Below are 23,485 nucleotides of genomic sequence, written 5' to 3' on the forward strand. Positions count from 1 at the left end.
GAGATACAAACAGTTCTTCAGTTTGTTAACTAGATAACGTAACTAAAATTAGGTTATTTTGTTCGAAGAAAAATTATTGAAGAAAGGGGTTGTTGTATTATATATTATGAAACTATGATTTAACAATCACTTAAACTTACCTTTACGGCCAATCCACCTTCGCTGGTTTCTTTGTATTTAGTGTTCATGTCTTTTGCAGTTTCCCACATAGTTTCAATTACTTTATCAAAAGGCACTTTAGCTTGACTTGGATCGCTATCCAATGCCATTTCACAGGCACTAATTGCTTTGATAGCTCCCATAGCATTTCGTTCTATACATGGAATTTGCACCAAACCACCAATTGGATCACATGTAAGTCCTAAATGATGTTCCATTGCTATTTCACTCGCCATTAATACCTGTTCTGGGCTACCACCCATTAGTTCGGTTAATGCTCCTGCTGCCATGGCTGAGGATACTCCAATTTCTGCCTGACAGCCACCCATTGCTGCTGAAATTGTGGCGCCTTTCTTAAACAGACTACCTATTTCACCACTTACCAAAAGGAATTTACGAATATCCTCAAAGTTGGCATCGTGATTTTCAATTACCATATAATACATTAATACGGCGGGGATCACACCGGCACTTCCATTGGTTGGAGCTGTGACAACACGCCCCAAAGATGCATTTACTTCATTTACAGCAAGGGCAAAACAAGAAACATACTTAAGAATCTGTCTAAATTTCACCTCAGTATCGCGAATTGTGGCGATCCATTCCAATGCATTTGTATAAGTGGCTTCGCCAAGGAGGTTTTTATTTATTTCATAGGCTCTTCGCTTAACGTTAAGTCCTCCTGGAAGCTTTCCTTCAGTGTGGCATCCTACATACATAGAATCGAGCATTACATCCCATATTGCCTTTAACTGCTCATTTATTTCAAAGTCAGATCGTAGGGATCGTTCGTTTTCCATAACAATCTCACTAATCGATTTTCCTTCAGATTTACAGTAAGACAGAAGATCTACTCCTTTTTCAGTAGGAAATGGAAAATGTGAAAACTTTTCGATTTTCACTTTAGCACGTTTTCGTTCTTCTTTCACCACGAATCCTCCTCCAATGGAGTAAAAAGTAGATGATGTTTTTTTGCCGTTTTGCAATGTTGCCCGGAAGGTGATTCCGTTTGGGTGAAAATCTAAGAATTTTCTATTGAATTTTATGTTTTCCTTCGGAAGAAAGGGTACCTCTAATTCGTCGTTGAGCTTTATTTTTTGTTCTGAAGAAATAAAAGAAATGGTTTCGTCAATTTTTTCTATTGGAAAGCTTACTGGGTCGAATCCGTATAAACCTAACATTACAGCTATATCTGTGGCATGACCTTTTCCTGTTAGAGATAAGGAACCGTATAAGTCTACGTTAATTTCTACTACTTGGTTAAAAACCTCTTTGGTTTTGAGTTCTTCAATCCATCGTCCTGCTGCACGCCAAGGCCCTAAAGTGTGTGAACTTGATGGTCCTACACCAATTTTTAACATGTCGAAAACGCTAATACTTTCCATAGAATAAAACTTAGGGTAAATGTACTATTATTTCCACTTCTTAAGAATTTGAATGTTGTTTATTTCTGAAGCAGTTAATACGAATTTCAACGCAGATTTTATTTATTTGAACACTGAACACTGAACACTGAACACTGAACATCTGTCTTCATCTTCTCCTATTTGGAAGTAATGGAGGTGGCTCTCCGGTAAAGGGATTCCAACGGCTTATACTTTTTGCTCCCATACCTGAAGCTTTTATAACAGCTCTATCACCGTATCGTTCCCGCATTTTATCCATGGCCTGATATAGATTAATGATTTTATCATTATCATCAAAAAGATCGATTTGCTGTCCGCCTTCTACCAAATGACTAAAACGCACACCTACCAAACGGACTAATAATCTACGTTGATATAGGTTTTTATAGAGATCCATTACTACCGGCAGAATTTTGTGATCGGAAGCACTATAAGGAATTCGTTTTTGCTGCGTATAGGTTTGGAAATCTGAATAGCGGATTTTAAAGGTAACACAAGCTGTTAATTTATTGCCACGTCTAAGTTGATAGATTAGGTTTTCTGTCATTGCTATGATAATCCCTTCCAGTTTTTTAATATCGGTAGTGTCTTTGTCAAAGGTTCTTTCGGTAGATATGGACTTGCGTTCGGTATACTGTACGACCGGAGAATTATCGATACCATTGGCTTTTTTCCAGATCACCATGCCATTTTTACCAAAGACTCTTGCCATCATTTCAATGGGCATTTCCTGAATCGTTTTTATTTGCTTAATCCCTAGATCACAGAGTGTACGATACGTAACTTCACCAACCATGGGGATTTTACGAACCGATAAAGGTGATAAGAATGGTTTTTCGGTACCTTTTATGATCTGTATTTGGTTATTCGGCTTTGCTTCTCCTGTAGCAATTTTGGAAACCGTCTTATTGATTGAGAGTCCGAAAGAAATTGGCAATCCGGTTTCTTTAATGATTCTCGTCCGCAATTCGGTTGCGAGTTGGTTACAGCCAAAAAAACGATCCATACCGCTAAGGTCGATATAAAACTCATCTACCGATGTCTTTTCGTACAGAGGTACACTTTCTTTGATGACATCGGTTACCATATTGGAGAACTTGCTGTAAATTCCAGCGTTTCCTCTTAATACAATGGCTTCGGGACATAGTTGTTTGGCCATACGCATAGGCATCGCAGAGTGAATTCCAAACTTGCGAGCTTCATAACTGCAGGAAGCAACTACCCCGCGATCGGTAGTGCCTCCTATAAGAACAGCTTTGCCATTAAGCCTGCTATCTAATAAACGTTCGCAAGACACGAAGAAAGTGTCCAGATCCATATGTACTATGTGGCGGTTTTGATCCACTTTAAAAGATTGTAGGGTTGTGTGTTCTCGATACTAATTGTAAGCTTGCTATCGCAGCTTACAATTCACTCGAACTGACGGAGGTTTGTTTTGCTCCCCTTGTCACTTCGAGTGTTTTTATAAAACCTGGAAGGTTTTGTAAAAAAGTATCGAGAAGCGAACTGACTGCGGTTTTATTTTACTCTTCATTGTCACTTCGAGTGTTTTTTTCAAAGCCTGAAAGGTTTGAAGAAAATGTATCGAGAAGTCATTTGAAGTTTTTTTTAGCCAAGTTTACTAATTCATCATATGCTCCGTTGATCAAAGCTTCTTTCTTGGCTTTCGACCAATTTTTAATTTGTTTTTCGGTTTCAATAGCGATAGATGGGTTGGTAAATTCTGTGTAAAAACTTAAGATTAGTGGCCTTCGATTGCAAGTGTAGGAGCCTTTATATTTTCCAGTTTGATGTTCTTCAAATCTCTTGCTGAGATTAGATGTAAAGCCAGTATAGTATCTGTTGTCCGAACATTTTAAAATGTATACATAGTATGTCTTCATAGTGGGGGGTGTTTTAGGTTCTCGATACAAATTGGAAATTCGCTACGCTCATTCCAATTCACTCGAACTGACGGAGGTTTGTTTTGCTCCCCTTGTCACTTCGAGTGTTTTTATAAAACCTGGAAGGTTTTGTGAAAATGTATCGAGAAGCGAACTGACGGAGGTTTGTTTTGCTCCCCTTGTCACTTCGAGTGTTTTCAAAAAACCTGGAAGGTTTTGTGAAAATGTATCGAGAAGTGAACCGACAAAGGTGTTTTATAGCTATGAATGTACCGAGAAGTTAAATTCCCCATTAATTAACGCTTCTTTTTTTGCCTTAGACCACCTTCCAATTTGCTTTTTTGCGGCTATAGCGAACATAGGAACGTTGAACTCGGCAGAGAAGACCAATTGTACAGGTCCGCGCTGGAAAGTGTATAGATCACTGCGTTTGCCAGATTGATGTACCTCGATTTTTGCATCAAGATTAGAGGTGAAATCGGTGTAATACGATCCATCCGAACATTTTAAAATGTATACATAGTATGTTTTCATAGTGGTGTGTTTTAGGTTCTCGATATTAATTGCAAGCTTGCTGCGCTCTTTTCAATTCACTCGGTTCTCGATACAAATTGAATTTCGCTGTGCTTCATTCAATTCACTCGAACTGACGGAGGTTTGTTTTGCTCCCCTTATCACTTCGAGTGTTTTTATAAAACCTAGAAGGTTTTGTAAAAAAGTATCGAGAAGCGAACTAACATCATTCATTTAATTATTACTGTTATTAATCCTCACTCTTCTATTAAAATTTTTCACAGAATTTGCTTTGAGTAATACGTCGCTATATCTGGGGTCTTCGATCATTCCCAAGCGTTCCATTTTAGAAACTTCAATCGAAATACAATCAAATTCTACGACCACCTTGCCTGTAATACTGTAAATTCCTTTTCCTCTAAACCTGTATCGAGCTGCTACCTGCGGAAAATGTACTGTGTCGATAAAATAGCCGTCTCTGTCTAAAAAAGTTCCGAAGTACATCCCTTTTCCATCGGAAGTGGCTGTGTTTTTTATTGAAACCAAATACCCTTCAATTGTGACCTGCTTTCCTTCAAAAATGAGCAAGTGTTTTACTCGTACCGGATTTGTTGATGGGTCTGGTAATAACTCAAAAGGGTCGCATAACGGAAATCCCAATAATTCTATCTCATCAAAAGCATCTTCTAAGCTGGTGTTTGGTAGGTCGGGAGTTTTATAGCTAATTCTTTCTGTTTTAAATAGCGTTTGAATATGTGTTTCTACTACCACCTTGCTAGTCTTCATATGAGCCTCCCATAACAATTCCCTTTTGTTTCTTCCGGTAAACCGAAAGGCATTCATTTTTATTAGAATGTTAATCTGTTCGATAGAGATTGGTACTCTTTCAATGAAGTCATCCAGACTTATAAAATAGCCGTTACTATCTCTTTCCGAAGTTATTTTTTTAATGACCTTATTTTCCAGCGAATGCAGAAACCCAAAACCTAAGTAAATTTCTTTTCCGTGAATAATGGTTTGGGAATAACTGTAATTGATGCAAGGTGGGAGAATGGTGCCTCCGTGCATCCGCGCCTCATGTACATATAATTCCGGACGGTAAAATCCGCCGCCATTATTGAGCGTAGCGACCATGTATTCTAAAGGATAATAGGCTTTCAAAAAGAGACTTTGGTAACTCTCCACAGCATAAGAAGCCGAATGCCCTTTGGCAAACGCATAGCCGGCAAAACTCTCTATCTGCCGCCAGATTTCCTGGGTAAGAGCTTCCGGTTTTCCGCTGTTATGACAGTTGTCGAAAAACTGTTGTTTGACTTTTAAAAATTCATCTCTGGATCTAAATTTCCCCGACATTCCTCTTCGTAACATATCGGCTTCCCCGAGTGTTAGACCGCCAAAATAGTGAGCTACCTTAATTACATCTTCCTGATATACCATGACTCCATAGGTTTCAGGCATAATGTCCAGCATCACAGGATGGGCCTCTTTTCTTCGCTCGGGGTACCGATACCTTAAAATATATTCGCGCATCATTCCGGATTTTGCGACTCCCGGTCGTATTACCGAACTGGCCGCTACCAATCCCAGATAATCATCCACCCTAAGTTTCCGAAGTAACATACGCATGGCAGGTGATTCTACATAAAAACAACCAATCGCCTTGGCATTTCGCAGCAGATCTTTGATGCGTTCATCCTGCTTAAAACGCTTAATGTCATGGATGTCGATAGGAGGGAGCTCGGGGCGATTGTACCGAACAATTGCTACAGCATCTTTTATTTTTCCAAGCCCTCTCTGACTCAAAATATCGAACTTATACAAACCAATATCTTCGGCTACGACCATGTCGAATTGAGTAGTGGCAAACCCCTTGGGTGGCATAAAAGTCGCGGTATAGTAATGAATGGGTTTTTCTGAAATTAATATCCCGCCGGCATGGATCCCCAGATAATTAGGAAACCCTTGAATGTACTTACTATAAACAATGACCAGTCGCGTTAATTTGTCTAGTGTATTGTAATTGTAATCCCCTTTGGAAAGCACATCAATCTCAGCTTTCGGGAGTCCAAAAACCTTCCCTAATTCTCTTACTGAAGCCTTGTATTTAAAAGTATTATAAACCGTAATCAGCGCGGTATTTTTAAAGCTTCGGAAGATAAATTGGGTGATATCATCACGGTCTTTCCATGAGAAGTCAATATCGAAATCGGGCGGATTTTTACGATAAAGATTGATAAAACGTTCAAAATAAAGATCCAGTTCAATAGGATCTACATCGGTAATCCGAAGCAGATATGCAATCACACTATTGGCACCGCTTCCTCTACCTACGTAGAAATATTCCTTGCTGCGGGCATATTTTAAGATCTTCCAATTGATAAGGAAGTAAGAAACAAAGCCTTTTTGCTGAATGATTTCCAGTTCTTTTTTAATACGCAACAACACATTATCATCGGGGACACCATAACGGTAATGGATTCCGCCATAAGCAAGTTTTTTCAGTAGCCGAAAATCAAGCGCTTCATTGTGAGTATAGGAGCTTTGATTGTTGGGCGTATCTTTCGAAAAGTCGAAAGCAATGTTGCATTGATCGAGTAGTGTTTCTGTGTTTTCTATAAGCTTCGGAAAGGCTGCAAATGCCTCTTTAATTTCTTCCGAAGAGAGAAAAATATCCTTCTCGCTAGCTTGTTCAGAAAGAGGGAGTTTACTTAATAAGGTGTTATTGTCTATCGCCCGAAGCAGTCGATGAGTGTTGAAGCCTTTTTTATTCTGAAAACTCACAGTTTGAAGAATTACCAGTTTTTCCAAACGATGCTTCCAGGGAGAGAATTTTAAGCGGTTGATGTCTTCCATTTTCACACCTAGAAATTCATTTTTTGAAAGTTCGTTTCCCTTAAAAGAAGCATAGGGATATATTATATAGGTATAAGGAAGAATTTTTGCGCGTTCCGGAATGGTTGCTTCGGAAGGGAGTTTGCTTGAAGCAGCAGCGAGTTCACCCAAAGTATCTATGCCCGGGTTTTCACGAAGGAAGGAAGACAGATACCGATTGATATTTAAAAATCCTTCATTGTTCTTCGCCAACATAATAAACTGCTGTTGTACTCCATTTCGGAAATCTACTCCCAGGACCGGACGAATAGCATGCTCTGGCGCCATACGTGCAAAATCCAGACAGGCCGAAGTGCTGTTGATGTCGGTGAGTGCTATACAGTCAACACCAAGCTCCTGAGCCGTTTCCAGCAGGTCTTTTGGCTTTATAGTGCCGTAGCGTAAGCTATAATATGTATGCGTGTTTAAATACATTAATTTGGATATATTCCAAAATTATGGAATTATTCCAAGTTATAAAAATATTGTTAATAAGTTCTCGATACAAATTTTAATTCGCTACGCTCATTCAAATTCACTCGAACCGACGGAGGTTTGTTTTGCGCTCCTTGTCACTTCGAGTATTTTCATAAAACCTGAAAGGTTTTGTAAAAATGTATCGAGAAGCGAACTGACGGAGGTTTGTTTTGCGCTCCTTTTCACTTCGAGTGTTTTTGTAAAACCTGGAAGGTTTTGTAAAAATGTATCGAGAAGCGAACCGACGGAGGTTTGTTTTGCACTCCTTGTCACTTCGAGTGTTTTTATAAAACCTGAAAGGTTTTATAAAAATGTATCGAGAAGCGAACTGACAAAACTAGTTATGAAAAGGGTATTTCATAGATGATTCAATTGAACTCATCGAATTGACAAGAGACTATTTGGTAGCTGATACTGAGAATGGTAAATTATGATGATTTAAAAAATCAAACTAACCAAACACCTCACTCTATGATACAAAAGAACTTAGTTTTTGTATTCATTGTCCTTTTTTCAATTTCTATTCATGCACAGGTAGGAATAGGCACGATAACCCCCGATCCAAGTGCTGCTTTGGATATAACTTCCACAGAAACGGGAATTCTTATTCCAAGGCTAACACAGGCAGAACGAGATTTAATCGTTAGTCCTGCGACAGGTTTATTAATTTTTCAAACCGATGGAACAGCCGGATTTTATTATTGGAATGGTACTGTTTGGTCACCTTTTAGTGGTGGGGCAGCTTCTAACTGGGCGGCATCGGCAAACGATATATACAATGCAAATTCGGGTAATGTAGGCGTAGGAACAGCTACTCCGACGACCAAACTTCATATAGAAAGTATTGGGAGTGCGATGACCATCGTTAATCAGGATTTTGAAAGTGCAATAACACCTTTTACTACTGGTGGAGATGCAAATTGGGCTTTACAAACAACAACGGTTAATAGTGGAAGTAGCGCGGCAGGCTCGGGGGCAATATCTGATAACCAAACCACATATATGGAATATGCAGCAAACATTCCAGCAGGAGGAGCTACTTTGAGCTTTTATTCGTCGGTGAGCAGTGAGGTGAATTTCGATTTTTTGAGATTTTACATTAACGGTTTGCAACAGGATGAATGGTCTGGTAATTTGAGTTATGCACAACAAACGTACGCCTTGGCTCAGGGTACTAATACATTAAGATGGGCTTATGAAAAAGATGTTAGTGCGAGTAGCGGAAGTGATGCCGCCTTTATAGATGATGTCGTGATTTCTTCGGCTGCACCGCCTGCATTGCGATTGGTAGACGGGAATCAGGCAACTGGTAAAGCGCTAATTTCGGATGCTAATGGAAATGCAACCTGGCAGCAACTTACCAATGCAGATATAGCAGATATTCCATTAATCGTATCATTTTCGGGCATGGAAATTCCTATGTGTGATGTGGTTTCGGTGGGAAGTACCGGTACTTTTTCTGTTACTATAAAAGGAGTACCCACAACTGTGAATTGGCAAGTACTGGCGCGTCAAACAACGGCAGGAACTGTAATAAGCGGAGGAGGAATTGATGTTTTGGCTGCCCCACTTCGACCGGAGCGGCTTCAAGTTCGATATGACTTTTCTCCACCTTTACCTTTTACTCCTTTAGGTTTTATCTTTAGTGCGAATAATAATAGTTCTTTTCCCGATACATTTAGTTTGAATTATGCTGCTAAATCTGCTACTTCACTTACTATGAATATTACCCGGACTGATGTTTTTGGTGATCAGTCTGCCAATTGCTGGGCGGGACAGTTTTACTTTGATGTTTTTATGACCGATTAATCCAATTTATGATACACCTTATTGTAGGTAATACCGGTTCTGGTAAAACGACCTATTCCAATTTATTAAAAGAAGAAACCAAGGGTCTCGTTTTTTCAATCGATACTTGGAATAAACTTTTGTTTCTCCCCGATAAGACAGATGAGGACGGTCTCGATTGGTTTCTGGAACGCATCGAGAGAGTAGAAAAATTAATGATGTCCTTGATTTTGCAATTGGAAACTTCAGATACTGATTCGATTCTTGATCTCGGTCTATCCAAAAGAGAACACAGAGAGAAGTTTCGGCAATTTGCGAAAGAGAATAATATGGAGTGTAAATTACATTTTTTGGATATTCCTTCGGAAATAAGGCGTGAACGGATTATGAAACGCAACAGGGAAAAAGGGGCATCCTTCGAATTTGAAGTGACTGATGAGAATTTTGAATTTATGGAATCATGGTTCGAACCGCCGGATGTGGAGGAGATGTTGGATAGTGTTTGGATAAATGATTGAGATTTTTGTTCTCGATATAAATTGCAAGTCTGCTGTCGCAGCTCACAATTCACTCGAACTGACGGAGGGTCTGCTTTTAATAAGAGTTTCACTTCGTGTGTTTCACAAAATCCTAAAAGGTTTATTGAAAAAGTATCTAGAAGCACTTCACTATATGTTTTGTTATAACATATCATTTATAATCTCAGCTTTTTTGCAAGAGGGATTGAACGGTATGTTTGAGCTCTTAAATTGTCTAGACCCTTCTCCCCACGAATCGGGAGCGCTCAGGGAGACAATTTAAAGCGAGTAGTGAAAGCTTGCCCCATATAAAAATACTCAATATTCAATTTCATTTAATTTAATTTTGCCTACAGCTTACAGCCTACTGAATAGCGCATTCTGACAACCTGTCAGAATATTTCTAGTGGCATAAAGATTGCCATATACAACTCGTAAATAAAAATAGAATCAATAAAACATATAATTATAACACTATGAGTAAAATAATTGGAATCGACTTAGGAACAACCAATTCTTGTGTGGCTGTTATGGAAGGTAGCGAGCCAACTGTAATTCCTAATGCCGAAGGTAAAAGAACAACTCCTTCTGTAATTGCTTTTGTAGAAGGTGGAGAAATTAAAGTTGGGGATCCTGCTAAAAGACAAGCCGTGACCAACCCAACTAAAACTATATCTTCTATAAAGAGATTTATGGGGAATAAGTTTTCGGAATCTAAAAATGAGGCGGATCGCGCTGCTTTTAAAGTAGTTAAAGGTGATAACGATACGGCTCGTGTAGATATCGATGGAAGAATGTACACGCCTCAGGAATTGAGTGCGATGATTCTTCAGAAAATGAAAAAAACGGCTGAAGACTATTTAGGTCAAACAGTAACTGAAGCAGTTATTACTGTTCCAGCATACTTTAATGACAGTCAGAGACACGCAACTAAAGAAGCTGGTGAAATCGCCGGACTTACAGTTCGTAGAATTATCAACGAACCTACTGCTGCAGCACTTGCATACGGTATGGACAAAAAAGGTATTGACCAGAAAATCGTAGTATTCGATTTTGGTGGTGGTACGCATGATGTATCTATCCTTGAATTAGGTGATGGTGTATTTGAAGTATTATCTACCGATGGTGATACACACTTAGGTGGTGATGATGTGGATCAAAAAATCATTAACTGGTTGGCTGATGAATTTCAAACTGAAGAAAACATGGATCTTAGAAAAGACCCAATGGCACTTCAACGTTTGAAAGAAGCTGCTGAGAAAGCAAAAATTGAATTGTCTTCTGCTGCACAAACTGAAATCAACTTACCTTATGTAACGGCTACCGCTAGCGGACCTAAGCATTTAGTGAAAACGTTGACTAAAGCGAAGTTTGAGCAATTGATCGACGACTTGGTTAAAAGAACAATAAAGCCTTGTGAAACTGCTTTGAAAGCTGCAGGTCTTAAGAAATCTGATATCGATGAAATCATTCTTGTTGGTGGATCGACTCGTATTCCTGCTGTTCAGGATGCGGTTGAGAAGTTCTTCGGAAAAGCGCCTAACAAAGGTGTAAATCCAGATGAGGTTGTAGCCGTAGGTGCTGCGATTCAAGGAGGAGTATTAACAGGAGATGTAAAAGATGTATTGTTGCTAGATGTAACTCCATTATCTCTTGGAATTGAAACAATGGGTGGTGTAATGACCAAACTTATTGAATCGAATACAACCATCCCTACTAAGAAGTCACAAGTATTCTCTACAGCGGCCGACAATCAGCCAAGTGTTGAGATCCACGTACTTCAAGGTGAGCGCCCAATGGCGCCGGATAACAAGACAATTGGTCGTTTCCATTTAGATGGAATTCCACCAGCACAAAGAGGAGTACCTCAGGTTGAAGTTACTTTCGATATTGATGCTAATGGTATCATTAAAGTAAGTGCTACTGATAAGGCTACTAACAAATCTCAGGATATTCGTATTGAAGCTTCTTCTGGTTTAACCGAAGAAGAAATCAAGAAGATGAAGCAGGAAGCTGAAGCAAATGCAGAAGCAGATAAAACTGTGAAAGAAAAAGCTGATAAGTTGAATGAAGCAGATGGAATGATTTTCCAAACTGAAAAGCAACTTAAGGAGTTTGGTGAGAAATTATCTGATGATAAGAAAGCACCAATCGAAGCTGCTCTTGAAGAATTGAAGAAAGCTTACGAAACTAAGGAAGTTGAAACTATTCAACCAGCGTTGGATAAGATCAACGAAGCTTGGAAGGTAGCTTCTGAAGAAATGTACAAAGCTCAGGCCGATGGTCAAGGAGCACCTGAAGGTGGTGAACCTGCAGGAGACGCCGGAACTTCATCTACCGATGAGAATGCCGATGTTGAAGACGTAGATTTCGAAGAAGTAAAGTAAGCAGACTCTTAGATTTACAACGTAAATCTTTAGAGGTCGCTTATACTGAGCGTAGTCGAAGTATCTTAATAATAAAAAAAGCCCTGCAATTTGCAGGGCTTTTTTTATTTGTTTAGTGTATGCTTTACTTAGGGTTTTTTAAATATTCGGGACATTGTTGAATTTAAGTATCTCGAAAATTTTAAGTTATAAAATATCCCTCTATATCTCCCTTCAAAGGGAGACTTTGAATTGATATGAAACCTTATTATCTTCCTCGTGCCACCACTATTTCTTCTGGGCACGCGGTGGAAGGATGGCTTTTTCTCATTCAAATAACTCTCAAAAAGCCGCCTCTCGGTTAAAATTCCCTTTTGGGTCGTAGTTGCAAACCAAAATATACTCACCGTTTTTATTAACACCCACACCGCAACCAACTTTGGTGGTTTTTCTCCAAACAATCTGTGTGTAATGTCCACACACCTTGCCTTCATAACATTTCCGGGTTGCCGGATTAAAATTTGGTTTTTCATTTTCACCCCAACCGTTAAAAATACGTGTCTCTGGAGGGTCTCCAGTAACAAATCCGCTAGCAATGTTTTCGCCGGAATCTCCGTGTTCTAGTACAATGCGCATGCCACCATTCTTTCTTGCCACTTTATCTGCCCACAATTGGGCTTTAAATGCAAGATCTTCAGACCACTCTAAAGCCGGAACGCCTACTTCTGCACGTAAAATGTTGTGTGCGTCTAAAGCCTTTTGTGCGTTGAGAATATTGGCATTAGGGTCGTAAACGAGTGATGGATCCACAGCTTCTTTTTCCCAAAGTGCGCTTTGCCAATCGCTTTGTATATCGGTACAGGCCAATCCGTTTTGCATGTTGAGATACCTTGTGGCTTTCCAAATACTACGGATTCTAATATAATTAGTACCTGGTACGTTTTCAACTGCCCATAACGGACTCCACCAATGGTGTTCGATAGAAGAAGACTGTAGTTGTTCATTTTCAATATTCAAATAGCTTCCATCTTCGTGATTTTTGAAACGATATTCTCCATTTTCTCTAATGAGGAAATGCCAAATAGCAGCTGCCGATTCATCATCATCCTGTGATACAGTGAGATTTCCGTTGTTTAATAGCAAGTAAGTGTTTGTTGCGACGTTTTTGATTCGGAAAACCTCCTGTGCCGAAATATTGAAATTAAAACTGAAGCAGATTGCGAAAGCTATGATTATTTTTTTCATCAGAATATAGATTATTAGCAGTTGAAAATTTATCGATCTAATCTACCATCAATTTATAGTGTTAAATCGTAACCTTTTGGTTATTATAAATTTACGTCTAAATTTGAAGAAACAATATAGGTGTTTTTACGTAATTCTAAGTTTGGATTTTTTACTTGTTCAGTAGCTCTCTAGCTTCAATCAATTCGTTCATTTGCCATTGTCGTACTCTTTGCACAGCTGCATAGGCAATCGCTTGCTCGATGAATAAATTGGCTTGGGTACTATCGTTTTGAGCTGCTTTAACTTCGGAAAGCTTTTGCAATACTTCAAATGATTGTGGATAGACTGCAAGAGTTTCCATTAAAAGTGCTTCAGCTTCTTCTAGCTCCTTGTTTTCGATGAAGTTTCCGGCGAGCAGTGAATCAAAATATGCTACGGATTCAGGATAATTTTCAGCTACAATTTTTTTAGTAGCTGCCAATTCCGAAGCATTTTTCTTCAGCGTATAATTTGTGTACCCTAAAATTCCATTTGGAATATTAAAGTCGGTCCCAAAGTTTTCCATCACTTGAACATGGTAATTCTTAAAAGCTTCTGAGCCATCAAAATATAGTTTTTTTACCTGCCATTTTTCAAAAGTAGTATTCAAAGCCCATTTGTAAGTAGGTTCTCCAACCGAATTGTGATTCTCATTTTCGAACTGCTTGAACTTAAAACTGGAATTTGCTATTTTTAAGAAAGGTTCAACTTCCATTCCTTTTTCATCTGCCAAGGATACGTAAACATCTGATTTGAAATTTGGATTATCCTTAAATATCTTTTTTGCTTTTTTATGAATCGCTTTGTCTGCCCACCACAAGGCCGGGCTGATGGCGATATACTGATTAAAAAGTCTTGGGTGATCCATAGCAGTATCGATCACAAAAAGTCCGCCGATTGAATGTCCGCCAAGAATTCTATAGTCATTCGTTTTATAATTCTCTTTCATATATGGAAACAACTCACTTTCGATAAATTGAACCATTTCGGAAGCATTTCCGCTATCTTCAACGCCTTCAATTTTCGGCTTACAGTTGCGTCTGTAAGCTTGAGTACCTTTACCTGAAATTCCAACTACGATCATCTCTGGGATTTTTTCACTAATACTCGATTGCAGTTCTATTAAGCCAGTCACATATTGAAAATTATAGTCACCATCCAAAATATAAAGTACCGGGAATTTCTGATCTGAATTGGAATAATAGGAGGGAGGGAGATAAATAAGTAATGGTCGCTCTTCTTTTAATATATCAGATTCTAAAGACAGACGGGTTCCAATCGAAATAGGTTGTGCGAATGAATGTTGCGAGAAAAGAAGCAGGCAAAGAAGCCCGACCTTTAAGATAGTGTTCATTTTCTGTGAGATTTAAATTTAGCTATTGAAAAAATCTGTGTTTACTTGGGTTGTATTATTCCACTACAAATTTAATATTTTGAGTTGTAGCTGAATCGCTTAGTTGGATCATATAAACTCCGGAACTTAACGAAATAGGCAAAGTAATTTCACCAATTGGATTCTCAATAACTTCGGAAAGTAATTGTTGTCCGGCTACATTGTAAACCACTAATTCAGTCTGATTGTAATTATAAGATGCATTCAGGCGAATTCTAATTTCTTCTGAAACCGGATTCTGCGCCAATAGATATTTGTTGTCTAAATTATTATTCTGAACACCTAAAACACCATTTCGAATTTCGTCTAAGGCAAACTGAGCATTGGCTTGCGTTACTTTTACGTGTTCTTCATTTTCAGAAGGAATAAAAGTATTTACAAAGGGGGAATTATGTGTTCCACCTATATCCGGCACAGCATACCAATCATCCTCGTTGTCAATTGCCAAGGAACTAATTGTTGGTATAAAAGAATAATCATCCTGTTCTAAGGCAGCGATAAAAGCTAGTATTATCGGGTTACCACCTCCATCACCTAAGGCAGAAGATATACTTGAAATTCCTCCTGGGCTACTATCTATTCCATCGGTATACCCAAATGACTCTGCATCGGCTGAGAACGATCCTACTGGAACTCCTACAAAGAAAGATTGAAAGTCGGTTACATTATTAGATAATCCGGCTTCCGGTGTAAAGTGTAAATTCACATCGGCTGTAATTCCGGCACCTAAGTCTAAGGTCGTATCAATTACCTGTGCATTTGGTATTCCGGTGGTTGTTGCATTACCACTACCATTGATCATACTTACATTCCGAACTTGTAGCGGAAAACCTAGCGCGTTTAATTCGGACTGAAATGCATCTCTGAATCCCGGTGCGCCTATTGGCAGTAATTGTGACGGATCTTGCTCATAGGTAGAACCAGCCAGTAAATGTCCTAAAAGGTGGTCGAAGAGCATTTCTTTGGCGGCAGGTGAGTTTAATACATTATCTACAATTGCCTGAGCATCGGCATCACCAATTTGATCTGCCAAATAATTAATAAGATATTGCAGGCTTACAGGAATATTGGCACCCCGGTGTGGGGAATCAAAAGAAATGTATAATCTTGTTTCGGGATCCAAACTATTTTGTTCCATATAAGATAAAGCGTATCGACCAATTAATCCTCCCATACTTGGGCCTAGGACAACTAATTCTTCATTTCCTACCTTATTCGCATTTATAAAGTTGATCATTTCAACCAGTACCATTGCGTTTCTCTGAATATAATCTGCGCCGCCATCAATTGCTTTCCCATTGGTAGTATACTGTGGTGCATTTAGAATCACAATATCAAAACCTTCATCTCTAAGAATATCAGCTATATTCTGTCCGCCAAAACCAAGGCTGTTATATAATCCGGTTATATCTCTGGAATCACCCGGATCGAAACCGTCGAGGACAATGATTGGCTTGTCAAGTATCCCATTTACATTATCGGCAAAAATTTCATATTCTCCCTGTCCGAAATACGCTTGAGATTCGTCATAACCTTGATAAGAAATCGTAGCTGTAATACCTGTTAGCATACCTCTATTCGCAATTGGTAAGTATTCGGGTGTTTCCTGAAAATAGCTTTGAGTAAATCCAGAATATGAAATAAGGCAAAATAAAAGAAAGTAAATAGGTTTCATAATTGTATCGATTAGATGGCGTAAGATACTAATTTATAAGAGTTTTTAATTGGGGTGTGCTTATAAAAAAGCCCATCGATATCGATAGGCTGTGTTAACTTCGAAGAAGCGGTTAAATTACTTAGATCACTCGAACGTTGACTGCATTTAGTCCTTTCGGACTTGACTCAACCTCAAAACTTACTTTGTCTCCTTCATTATTATTGTCTACTAATCCAGATTGATGTACAAATACATCCCTGCCATCTGAATCCAAAGAAATAAAGCCAAAACCTTTTGCGTTGTTGAAAAATTTTACTGTTCCGTTACTCGTAATTACTGTTTAGTTAGAAAGAGCAAGTTCGGTTTTTTCCTTCTCATAATAATGAAATTATCGAAATGTTTATGTGTAGACATCTAATAATCATAATATTGGAGTAGACCCACTAATTGAGAATAGATAACTTAAGAAAAATTATTATTAACTGTTTTGAATTTCAATTGCTTCGAAAGTAAAGTGTTAAGTCGTATCTTTAAAGTACGGCTGCAGTACAACTCTATTTCTACTAAATCACTTTGTCATGAAAAAAACAATTAAATGGAATTATCGAATTTTGATAATGACCGTATGTATAGCTTTAGGATCAATATTTACATCCATAGCGCAAGAGCTGACTAATTTCTCTAGTTTTTCAGGAATCGTGCAAGACAGTAATGATAGAAGTCCGTTGGAAAGTGCTTCGATTATAGTGAAGAATTCTAATATTAGTGTTACGACAAATTCCGAAGGAAATTTTATCATTAAAATTCCAGAGCAATATACAGATGGGTCTATCATCGTTAGTTTTCTCGGGTATTCGTCTAAGGAGATTACTATAACGTCACTTTCAAAAGAAAACAACAAAATAATGTTGGTTCCAAAGATAACCAACCTATCTGAGGTGAATTTAGTAACATTTAAGAATGTTGAATCGTTTGTTCGTACGGTTTTTAGAAAAAAAACAGAAAATAATCCGGTGGAACCTAACATCATGACGGCTTTCTACCGGGAAACTGTTAAACGAAGAAGTAGGAATGTTTCTCTAACTGAAGCTGTAGTATCTCTTTATAAGCAGCCCTATAACACGAATAAAAAAGACATCATAGAACTAAATAAGGCAAGAAAAAGTACAGATTACCGAAGATTGGATACTGTAGCCTTTAAACTACAGGGCGGGCCTTTCTCTACTCTTTTTATAGATATTATGAAGTATCCCGAATATATTTTTGCTGAAGAATATATCGCTGATTATGATTTTAAATTTGAACCCCCAACTACTATAAAAGGAAAATATATATACGTGGTTGGGTTTAAACAAAAAGAGACAATAACAGTTCCATTATACGAAGGAACTTTGTTTATCGATTCTGAAACTTTGGCATTGACAAGCGCCAATTATCATCTAAATGTTGAGGATTCTCAAGCAGTGGAGAAAATGCTGGTGAAAAAGAAACCGAGTGATGTTCGTGTTTATCCGTTACTTGCTTCTTATCATGTAGACTATCGTGAGAATAAAGGAAAATGGTATTATAGCTACGGAAACATTGAACTCACATTTAAAATTTCTCAAAAAGGAAAATGGTTTAGTTCGGTTTATAGCCTGGCTTCTGAAATGGCAGTGACCGATTGGGAATTGAATTTGGAAAATAAGAAAGTAAAATCAAGGGAACGATTAAGTCCAACTGTAATAATGAGTGATGAGGTCTCCGGTTTTGCAGATCCTGATTTTTGGGGTGCTTATAATGTGATTGAACCTGAAAAATCCATCGAATCGGCTATCAGTAAAATACAGCGTAAGATTGAAAAGGAAAAGGACTAAATTTCACCAGTTCTCACGCCAGTCAATATTTTCCTTTATCACTTTGGAAGGGTTACCGGCAATGATCGTTCTATTATCGGGAAACGATGAAGTAATTACACTTCCCAGTCCAATGAGATTTGTATCACCAATCACAACACCTGGTGCAATGTTGACATTCGACCCAACATAGATGTCGTTTCCTAATTGAATTGAAAGCTTCTTGTCGCCCTTTTTTGTATGAATAGAGCCATGAGTCCACAACTGACTATCTCTACCCGCTAACCAGGTATTATTGCCAATTGCAACGTTATTCCAGACGTCGATAAAATGATTGTTGATAATGCGCGAATTTTCACCTATACTAAAATTACCCTGACCAATAATAGTATTGCCACTCAGTATACGCGTTTGTTTACCTATTGTTAATTGCCCGCATGAAATATTTGTGTGGTCCTTAATAATTACATCATCGCCTATGTGCACTTCTTTAGCGTTGATGACACTTTTACCGATATAGGTGTTTTTTCCGATCCTATAATTGAAAAAGGAACGGTACATAAATACTCTAAGCCTGTTTGAGGGACAATAAACAATACATTTAAAAAGTATTTTTTTTCTGAAGTTATTCGCCATTGAATGTTTGTCTTTCGATAGATCTTTAGAAACTTATTGTCGTTGGTAATTAACGAGTGACTTAACCCCCTCATTTCTGAAGCAATAAAGATACTAAAACTCTTGATTTCGATGCACGATAAAACCACAAGAGCTAGTGTTTCGTATTTATATATATGAAGCTACGTTTTTTTACTTTGATCGTCTTTTTTTTTAGTGTACAATCGATTACGGCACAAAAGATTGAAAATATGGTTTCCTTTCGTGATATAGCCAGTGAAAGTTATTTCCGATTTAACTATGATAATGATTACTTCTCGGCTACAGATAAAAATTACACTCAAGGATATAGCTTCGAACTGGTAGCGCCATTTCTTCGGAAAAATCCTATTAATTACCTTTTTTATAAACCTGGCAATTCCGAAGTAAAATATTGCATTTCGGTAGAGCATATTGGGTTTACACCTAAAAATATTGTGAGTCCAGAAATCCAATCTTCAGATAGGCCTTTTGCTGCGGCTATTATGCTTAAGAGCTTTTCCATTGCAAACGACACAGTTAATAAAAGCAGATTTGTTTCGGCATTAAGTTTGGGGATTATAGGTCCCGGTGCTTTTGGAGAAGAAATGCAGAAAGGGATTCATGAGGCAACTGGGAATAAGATTCCATTTGGATGGCGCAATCAAATAAAGAACGATGTGGTGCTTAATTATCAGGTTGATTTTGAAAAGGAATTCTTTCGATATAGAAATCTATTTGCTTTGCATTCGAATGTAGGTTTGAAACTTGGCACATTATACACGAATGCTTCAGTAGGGTTTAATACTACCATAGGTTTAATAGAAAATCCATATTCTTCCGAAGCACAACAAAAAACCTTTCAGATATATCTCAATATGCAACCGTTGGTGAACGCAATTGGATACGATGCCACGCTTCAAGGAGGTTTATTTAATAGAGAAAGCCCTTATACCATAGCTTCCGAAGATATTGAACGAATTACTACACAGTTTAATTATGGACTGGTTTTAAAAACACGGACACTTTATTTTGAGTATTCCAGAACTACAATCAGCCGTGAATTCGATTTCGGAAAGCCTGCGAAATGGGGTGGAATACGGGTTGGTTTTACCTTTTAAAGTCTATTAAACAATATCATTATTAAAGTTTTCAAACCTTATAGTACAAAGGAATTATATACTATTTTTTTATTTTTTCCGAAATAAGGGTAACAAATTAGAGTGGGTGGGTATATAAAGATGTAAAGCTGTAGACTTTCAAAATGAAACATAAAGTAAACTTCGGTAGACGATCTCACTAAAAAGAAACATTTTGACTTGACGATTAAGCTTTAAACAAGAAACCAAAACCATAGGAAAACTGCAACCTTCTATTGTGAAACGGATTTCTTACAGAAAAATTTAGTTAGTTATTAGTTGATAAAAAAAGCGATTCCTCTCCCAATCGCTTTTTTAGTATAATTACTATTCTTCAGCATTGAGAGTAGCGATAAGTTGCTTCATGCTAGCTTCAAATTTATCCTCTCTTACATCCAAACATAGACTTTCACGTAACCTTCGAATTATTTCATCAAGATTATTCCGAAGAGAAAGTAAGCGTGTATTCTGATTGTTTAAATCTCGTGTATCCAGCATCTTTTCATGATATTTAGGAATAAGTGCCTGATTTTCTTTGATCTGCTTATCGATGTCGTCAATAGCTTTTAAGGTAAAATCTGACTGAAAGAAATCATCGTCGAGAAAACATGCTATGAATTTTTTTTGTGGAGTGTAGGCCTCTAAAAAGAAGGTGTTCGTAGTTTCCATAGCAACCCATGCAGAGCGCAGACTTTTATTTGAAACCAAGGATAAGGTCACATTACTTTCCTTCACACAATTTTGTATAAATTCTTTTATGTCTGCACCGGCTTTCATTTCTTCACGGTCTATAATAACTTCAATATTTGCAGCTTCTAATGCATCGTGAATTTTTATCGCGACATCACTATCACCGTGATTATATGAAATAAATACTATGGGGTTTTCAGGAATTACGTCGTCTGTAGCTGATTTTGGTTGTTTCTGAAGGATTTTTTTCCAAATAATAATTCCGAGGAAAATAGCGAGTGGAAGTAAAAAAAGTAGTGATATTTTTAGGGTATCCAGAAATGACATATTACCTTCTTTAAGTGCCATAGGTTGTAATAAAATGACTAACAAAGTTGCACAGACGTATAAAACACTGAGCAGCATTAATCCGTTTACTTTTATTTTGTATTTACTTTTTATCTGAAAAGTTAGATACAATAAGGGGATATATAACACAAGTAGCCATAGCCAAGCAATAATTTTTCCGTCCGGGTATTTATTTCCAATTATGGTTTGAAGGATCATTGTAATAAAGAGAATGATAAATCCGATAGAAAATGTGGTTATTAATTTTTTTTTCATTTGTCTATTAGTCTTTGGTTAGTTGTTGTATTGTCCAGAGATTTGCCTTTAGAAGATGTGTTTTTCCGGTAATGGAACTTGGAGCAACTAAGATTGCAGACTCATTATTTTCTGGAACCTCATATTCATAGATCAATGCGGTCACATTAAAATCTTCCGTAAAATCGTAAGCGCCAATAACGGCAGGCAATACAGAACCACCCTCAGCGACCCACGCTAAGGAGGTATCTCTACTTGGTGAGGAATTAGTGGTTTTGACAGATAGATCTGTAATTACAAACACTATAACCCTGAAGTATCCCTTTTCTGGAAGAAAAATTGATTTTAGATATTGAAAGGGACTAAAACTATTTTCTCTCCAACTCGTTCGCCATCTATCAGGACTTTCCTTAGGTGTTCCGTCCGTATTGATCTGCTCGATTCGTGTAGCGATAGCAAACCCCTGTACTTTATCAGCTTCTGGCATTATTAAGTAATATCCTTTTCCGTCATAGCCATTAGTATTGAGTACTTTGTAAAGTATATCATCTACATCTTTGAAGTTTTGGCATCCCTTAAATATATCCCGATTTATTACTGTTCTCTCTGAAGCCTTTGGAGGAGGCCATGGAAATGCTTCTAAAAAACTGGGCAAAAAATCCACATCGTCTTTTATACCACCCCAAGTCATATATGTATTCATTGCATTTGAGGAGATGATGTCTTCATTCGAATTCTTTACGTAAGGCAACCAAGTACTTGTATAATGTAAGGATTTCTTAATATATCGATTTTTAGAGATGGTAGTAGATAGCAAGGGTGCAAAGCCACTACTTTTTACTTTTTCGGAGACAATGGTGTTCACTGTTGGAGTAATAAACGCAAGGTGATTGTAACCCGAAAAATTATTAGGAAAGCCATAACACTTTGTTTCTTTGGATAATTCTTTCAGATATTTAAAATTGCTTCTGAAGCATCCGTTTATTATTATGATGCGTGGAGTATTGCCTTCCTCTTTTTGAAAAATCGACTCTAATGCGATGCCAGAAGCTATTAATTGTTTTTCGCTTTTCCCTTTGGTTTCAATGGGTAAAAGATAGGTAGTATTATTTATAGTCGCGGTGTGACCCTCATAGTAAAACAAAGAGTAACTGACAGCTGCCGAATTAATATTGAATTGATCAATGGCGTTTAGAATTTCTTTTTGGGATGCATTAATAAGCATGGTAACGTTCAATCCAACCTTAACTAAACTATCTTTAAGGATACGCACATTGTCAATGGCTCCTGGAACGTCCAAACCTCTTTTATAGTTTTCGTTTGCAATAAGTAATGCGACATTTTGATTGGTTCCAACTGTATCGTTTTTAGAGGGTTGTGCGAGAAGTATTGACGACAATAGTGATATAAAAACGATGCTCAATATGATTCTCAGATGCGGAAAATCCAATAGTGTTACTTTGCAATCTCGTCCCATAGTTTCGATTTAAGCAGATGTGTTTTACCGGTATGTTTACTTGGTTTTTGAAGTGCTGCAGCATCTTCGTTTTCTTTTAATTCGTACTCATAAATAAGGGCGGTTACTGTATATGCATCGTTATAAGGTGTATAACAGACAGAATCGGGGAGTTTATTGGTTCCTATCTGTAGCCAGGAAAGAGCTGTCTCTCTCTCGACAATTTCTCCGGTTTGTTGAAAAGGAAGGTCGGTAACTACAAACACGATAACCCTGTAATAGCCTTTTTCAGAAAAGAAGATCGCTTTTAAATAATCACTTAAACTTATGTCTTCAACTTCGAGGGTTGTATTCCATCGAGATTTTTCTGGCTTAGAAGTGGCGTCCGTATTTATTTGCTCCATCTGTGTAACTATTACGAATCCTAAGTTTTCTTCGGAAGGCACTGTAAAATAGCTTCGGTCAACATACCCATTATTTTCTAAAGCGGTAGAAATAATACTATCGACATCTTTAAAATAAATGGCATTCGAAAATACTTCATTGGGTAAATCTTTTTTTGCTGAGGCATTAGGAGGGGGCCATGGAAATTTTGGAACATCAATACTACCGACATCATCAATTGGCGAGGATAAACTATTTGATGGGCAACTTACTAATGTTATTAATAAACAAATGAAGGCTATGGAAGCTAGAAAGCGAGCATAAGTTTTCATGGTTTGTAGATGTGAGATTTACATTACATGAATAGAAACTCTATATAGAATTTCTATCCTCGAAAGCATAAAGGTTAAGTTAAAATAATTAGATAGTTGATTATTAATATTAAAGGTAAGCAAATATTTATTACCCA

The 23,485-nt window shown here is 37.6% G+C and carries 18 protein-coding genes; 5 read left to right on the plus strand and 13 right to left on the minus strand.

Annotated features, from left to right (window positions below; all coding sequences use genetic code 11):
* Positions 1-119: 119 nt before the first annotated feature.
* From BXY75_RS11105 to BXY75_RS11125, 5 genes are all read right to left on the minus strand, one after another.
* Positions 120-1,544, minus strand: coding sequence for an L-serine ammonia-lyase (locus BXY75_RS11105; protein ID WP_121907821.1), 1,425 nt, complete (start codon positions 1,542-1,544; stop codon positions 120-122).
* A gap of 148 nt (positions 1,545-1,692) precedes the next feature.
* Positions 1,693-2,910: a DNA polymerase IV gene (gene dinB / locus BXY75_RS11110; protein ID WP_121907822.1), complete on the minus strand. Its 1,218-nt coding sequence runs from the start codon at positions 2,908-2,910 to the stop codon at positions 1,693-1,695.
* A 247-nt stretch (positions 2,911-3,157) separates the two neighbouring features.
* A complete protein-coding gene (locus BXY75_RS11115) occupies positions 3,158-3,448 on the minus strand; it encodes a GIY-YIG nuclease family protein (protein WP_121907823.1) in 291 nt (96 codons plus the stop codon).
* Between the two features lie 261 nt (positions 3,449-3,709).
* On the minus strand, positions 3,710-3,982 hold the full coding sequence (locus BXY75_RS11120) for a GIY-YIG nuclease family protein (protein WP_121907824.1): 273 nt from the start codon (positions 3,980-3,982) through the stop codon (positions 3,710-3,712).
* Between the two features lie 213 nt (positions 3,983-4,195).
* A complete protein-coding gene (locus tag BXY75_RS11125; RefSeq protein ID WP_121907825.1) occupies positions 4,196-7,267 on the minus strand; it encodes a DNA polymerase III subunit alpha in 3,072 nt (1,023 codons plus the stop codon).
* Between the two features lie 513 nt (positions 7,268-7,780).
* On the opposite strand from BXY75_RS11125, the gene BXY75_RS11135 reads away from it, so the two are divergent.
* The 3 genes from BXY75_RS11135 to dnaK all read left to right on the plus strand — a co-directional run bounded on the left by BXY75_RS11135 (position 7,781) and on the right by dnaK (position 12,002).
* Positions 7,781-9,118, plus strand: a complete 1,338-nt coding sequence (locus BXY75_RS11135) for a hypothetical protein (RefSeq protein ID WP_147437272.1) — start codon at positions 7,781-7,783, stop codon at positions 9,116-9,118.
* A gap of 8 nt (positions 9,119-9,126) precedes the next feature.
* Positions 9,127-9,615, plus strand: coding sequence for an AAA family ATPase (locus tag BXY75_RS11140; protein ID WP_121907828.1), 489 nt, complete (start codon positions 9,127-9,129; stop codon positions 9,613-9,615).
* Positions 9,616-10,091: 476 nt separating this feature from the next.
* Complete coding sequence (gene dnaK, locus BXY75_RS11150) at positions 10,092-12,002, plus strand: molecular chaperone DnaK (protein WP_121907830.1); 1,911 nt, start codon at positions 10,092-10,094, stop codon at positions 12,000-12,002.
* Between the two features lie 321 nt (positions 12,003-12,323).
* Here the strand turns inward: dnaK and BXY75_RS11155 are convergent, their stop codons facing one another.
* From BXY75_RS11155 to BXY75_RS11170, 4 genes are all read right to left on the minus strand, one after another.
* Positions 12,324-13,226: a CAP domain-containing protein gene (locus BXY75_RS11155; protein WP_121907831.1), complete on the minus strand. Its 903-nt coding sequence runs from the start codon at positions 13,224-13,226 to the stop codon at positions 12,324-12,326.
* A 151-nt stretch (positions 13,227-13,377) separates the two neighbouring features.
* Positions 13,378-14,601: an alpha/beta hydrolase-fold protein gene (locus tag BXY75_RS11160; RefSeq protein WP_121907832.1), complete on the minus strand. Its 1,224-nt coding sequence runs from the start codon at positions 14,599-14,601 to the stop codon at positions 13,378-13,380.
* Positions 14,602-14,656: 55 nt separating this feature from the next.
* Positions 14,657-16,315, minus strand: coding sequence for an alpha/beta fold hydrolase (locus BXY75_RS11165; protein WP_121907833.1), 1,659 nt, complete (start codon positions 16,313-16,315; stop codon positions 14,657-14,659).
* A 121-nt stretch (positions 16,316-16,436) separates the two neighbouring features.
* Positions 16,437-16,631, minus strand: a complete 195-nt coding sequence (locus BXY75_RS11170; RefSeq protein WP_121907834.1) for a cold-shock protein — start codon at positions 16,629-16,631, stop codon at positions 16,437-16,439.
* A 244-nt stretch (positions 16,632-16,875) separates the two neighbouring features.
* Between BXY75_RS11170 and BXY75_RS11175 the strand changes: the two genes are divergently transcribed.
* Positions 16,876-18,153: a carboxypeptidase-like regulatory domain-containing protein gene (locus tag BXY75_RS11175; RefSeq protein WP_121907835.1), complete on the plus strand. Its 1,278-nt coding sequence runs from the start codon at positions 16,876-16,878 to the stop codon at positions 18,151-18,153.
* Between the two features lie 3 nt (positions 18,154-18,156).
* On the opposite strand, the gene BXY75_RS11180 is transcribed toward BXY75_RS11175, so the two are convergent.
* Positions 18,157-18,693 carry an acyltransferase gene (locus BXY75_RS11180; protein ID WP_170152886.1) on the minus strand — a complete coding sequence of 179 codons (537 nt, stop codon included), beginning with the start codon at positions 18,691-18,693 and terminating at the stop codon, positions 18,157-18,159.
* Between the two features lie 230 nt (positions 18,694-18,923).
* Here BXY75_RS11180 and BXY75_RS11185 point away from each other — a divergent pair, with 230 nt between their 5' ends.
* Entirely contained in the window at positions 18,924-19,886 is a 963-nt protein-coding gene (locus tag BXY75_RS11185) for a lipid A deacylase LpxR family protein (protein WP_121907837.1), read from the plus strand.
* Between the two features lie 345 nt (positions 19,887-20,231).
* Here the strand turns inward: BXY75_RS11185 and BXY75_RS11190 are convergent, their stop codons facing one another.
* From BXY75_RS11190 to BXY75_RS11200, 3 genes are read right to left on the minus strand one after another with little or no spacing between them, the layout of a single operon-like run.
* Positions 20,232-21,197, minus strand: coding sequence for a toll/interleukin-1 receptor domain-containing protein (locus BXY75_RS11190; protein ID WP_121907838.1), 966 nt, complete (start codon positions 21,195-21,197; stop codon positions 20,232-20,234).
* A gap of 7 nt (positions 21,198-21,204) precedes the next feature.
* A complete protein-coding gene (locus BXY75_RS11195) occupies positions 21,205-22,653 on the minus strand; it encodes a caspase family protein (protein ID WP_121907839.1) in 1,449 nt (482 codons plus the stop codon).
* Positions 22,632-23,348, minus strand: coding sequence for a hypothetical protein (locus tag BXY75_RS11200; protein ID WP_121907840.1), 717 nt, complete (start codon positions 23,346-23,348; stop codon positions 22,632-22,634). Before BXY75_RS11200 ends, BXY75_RS11195 begins: the two co-directional genes overlap by 22 nt.
* Positions 23,349-23,485: the final 137 nt, after the last annotated feature.

The sequence above is a fragment of the Ulvibacter antarcticus genome, from assembly GCF_003688405.1.
In the GTDB taxonomy this organism is placed as follows: domain Bacteria; phylum Bacteroidota; class Bacteroidia; order Flavobacteriales; family Flavobacteriaceae; genus Ulvibacter; species Ulvibacter antarcticus.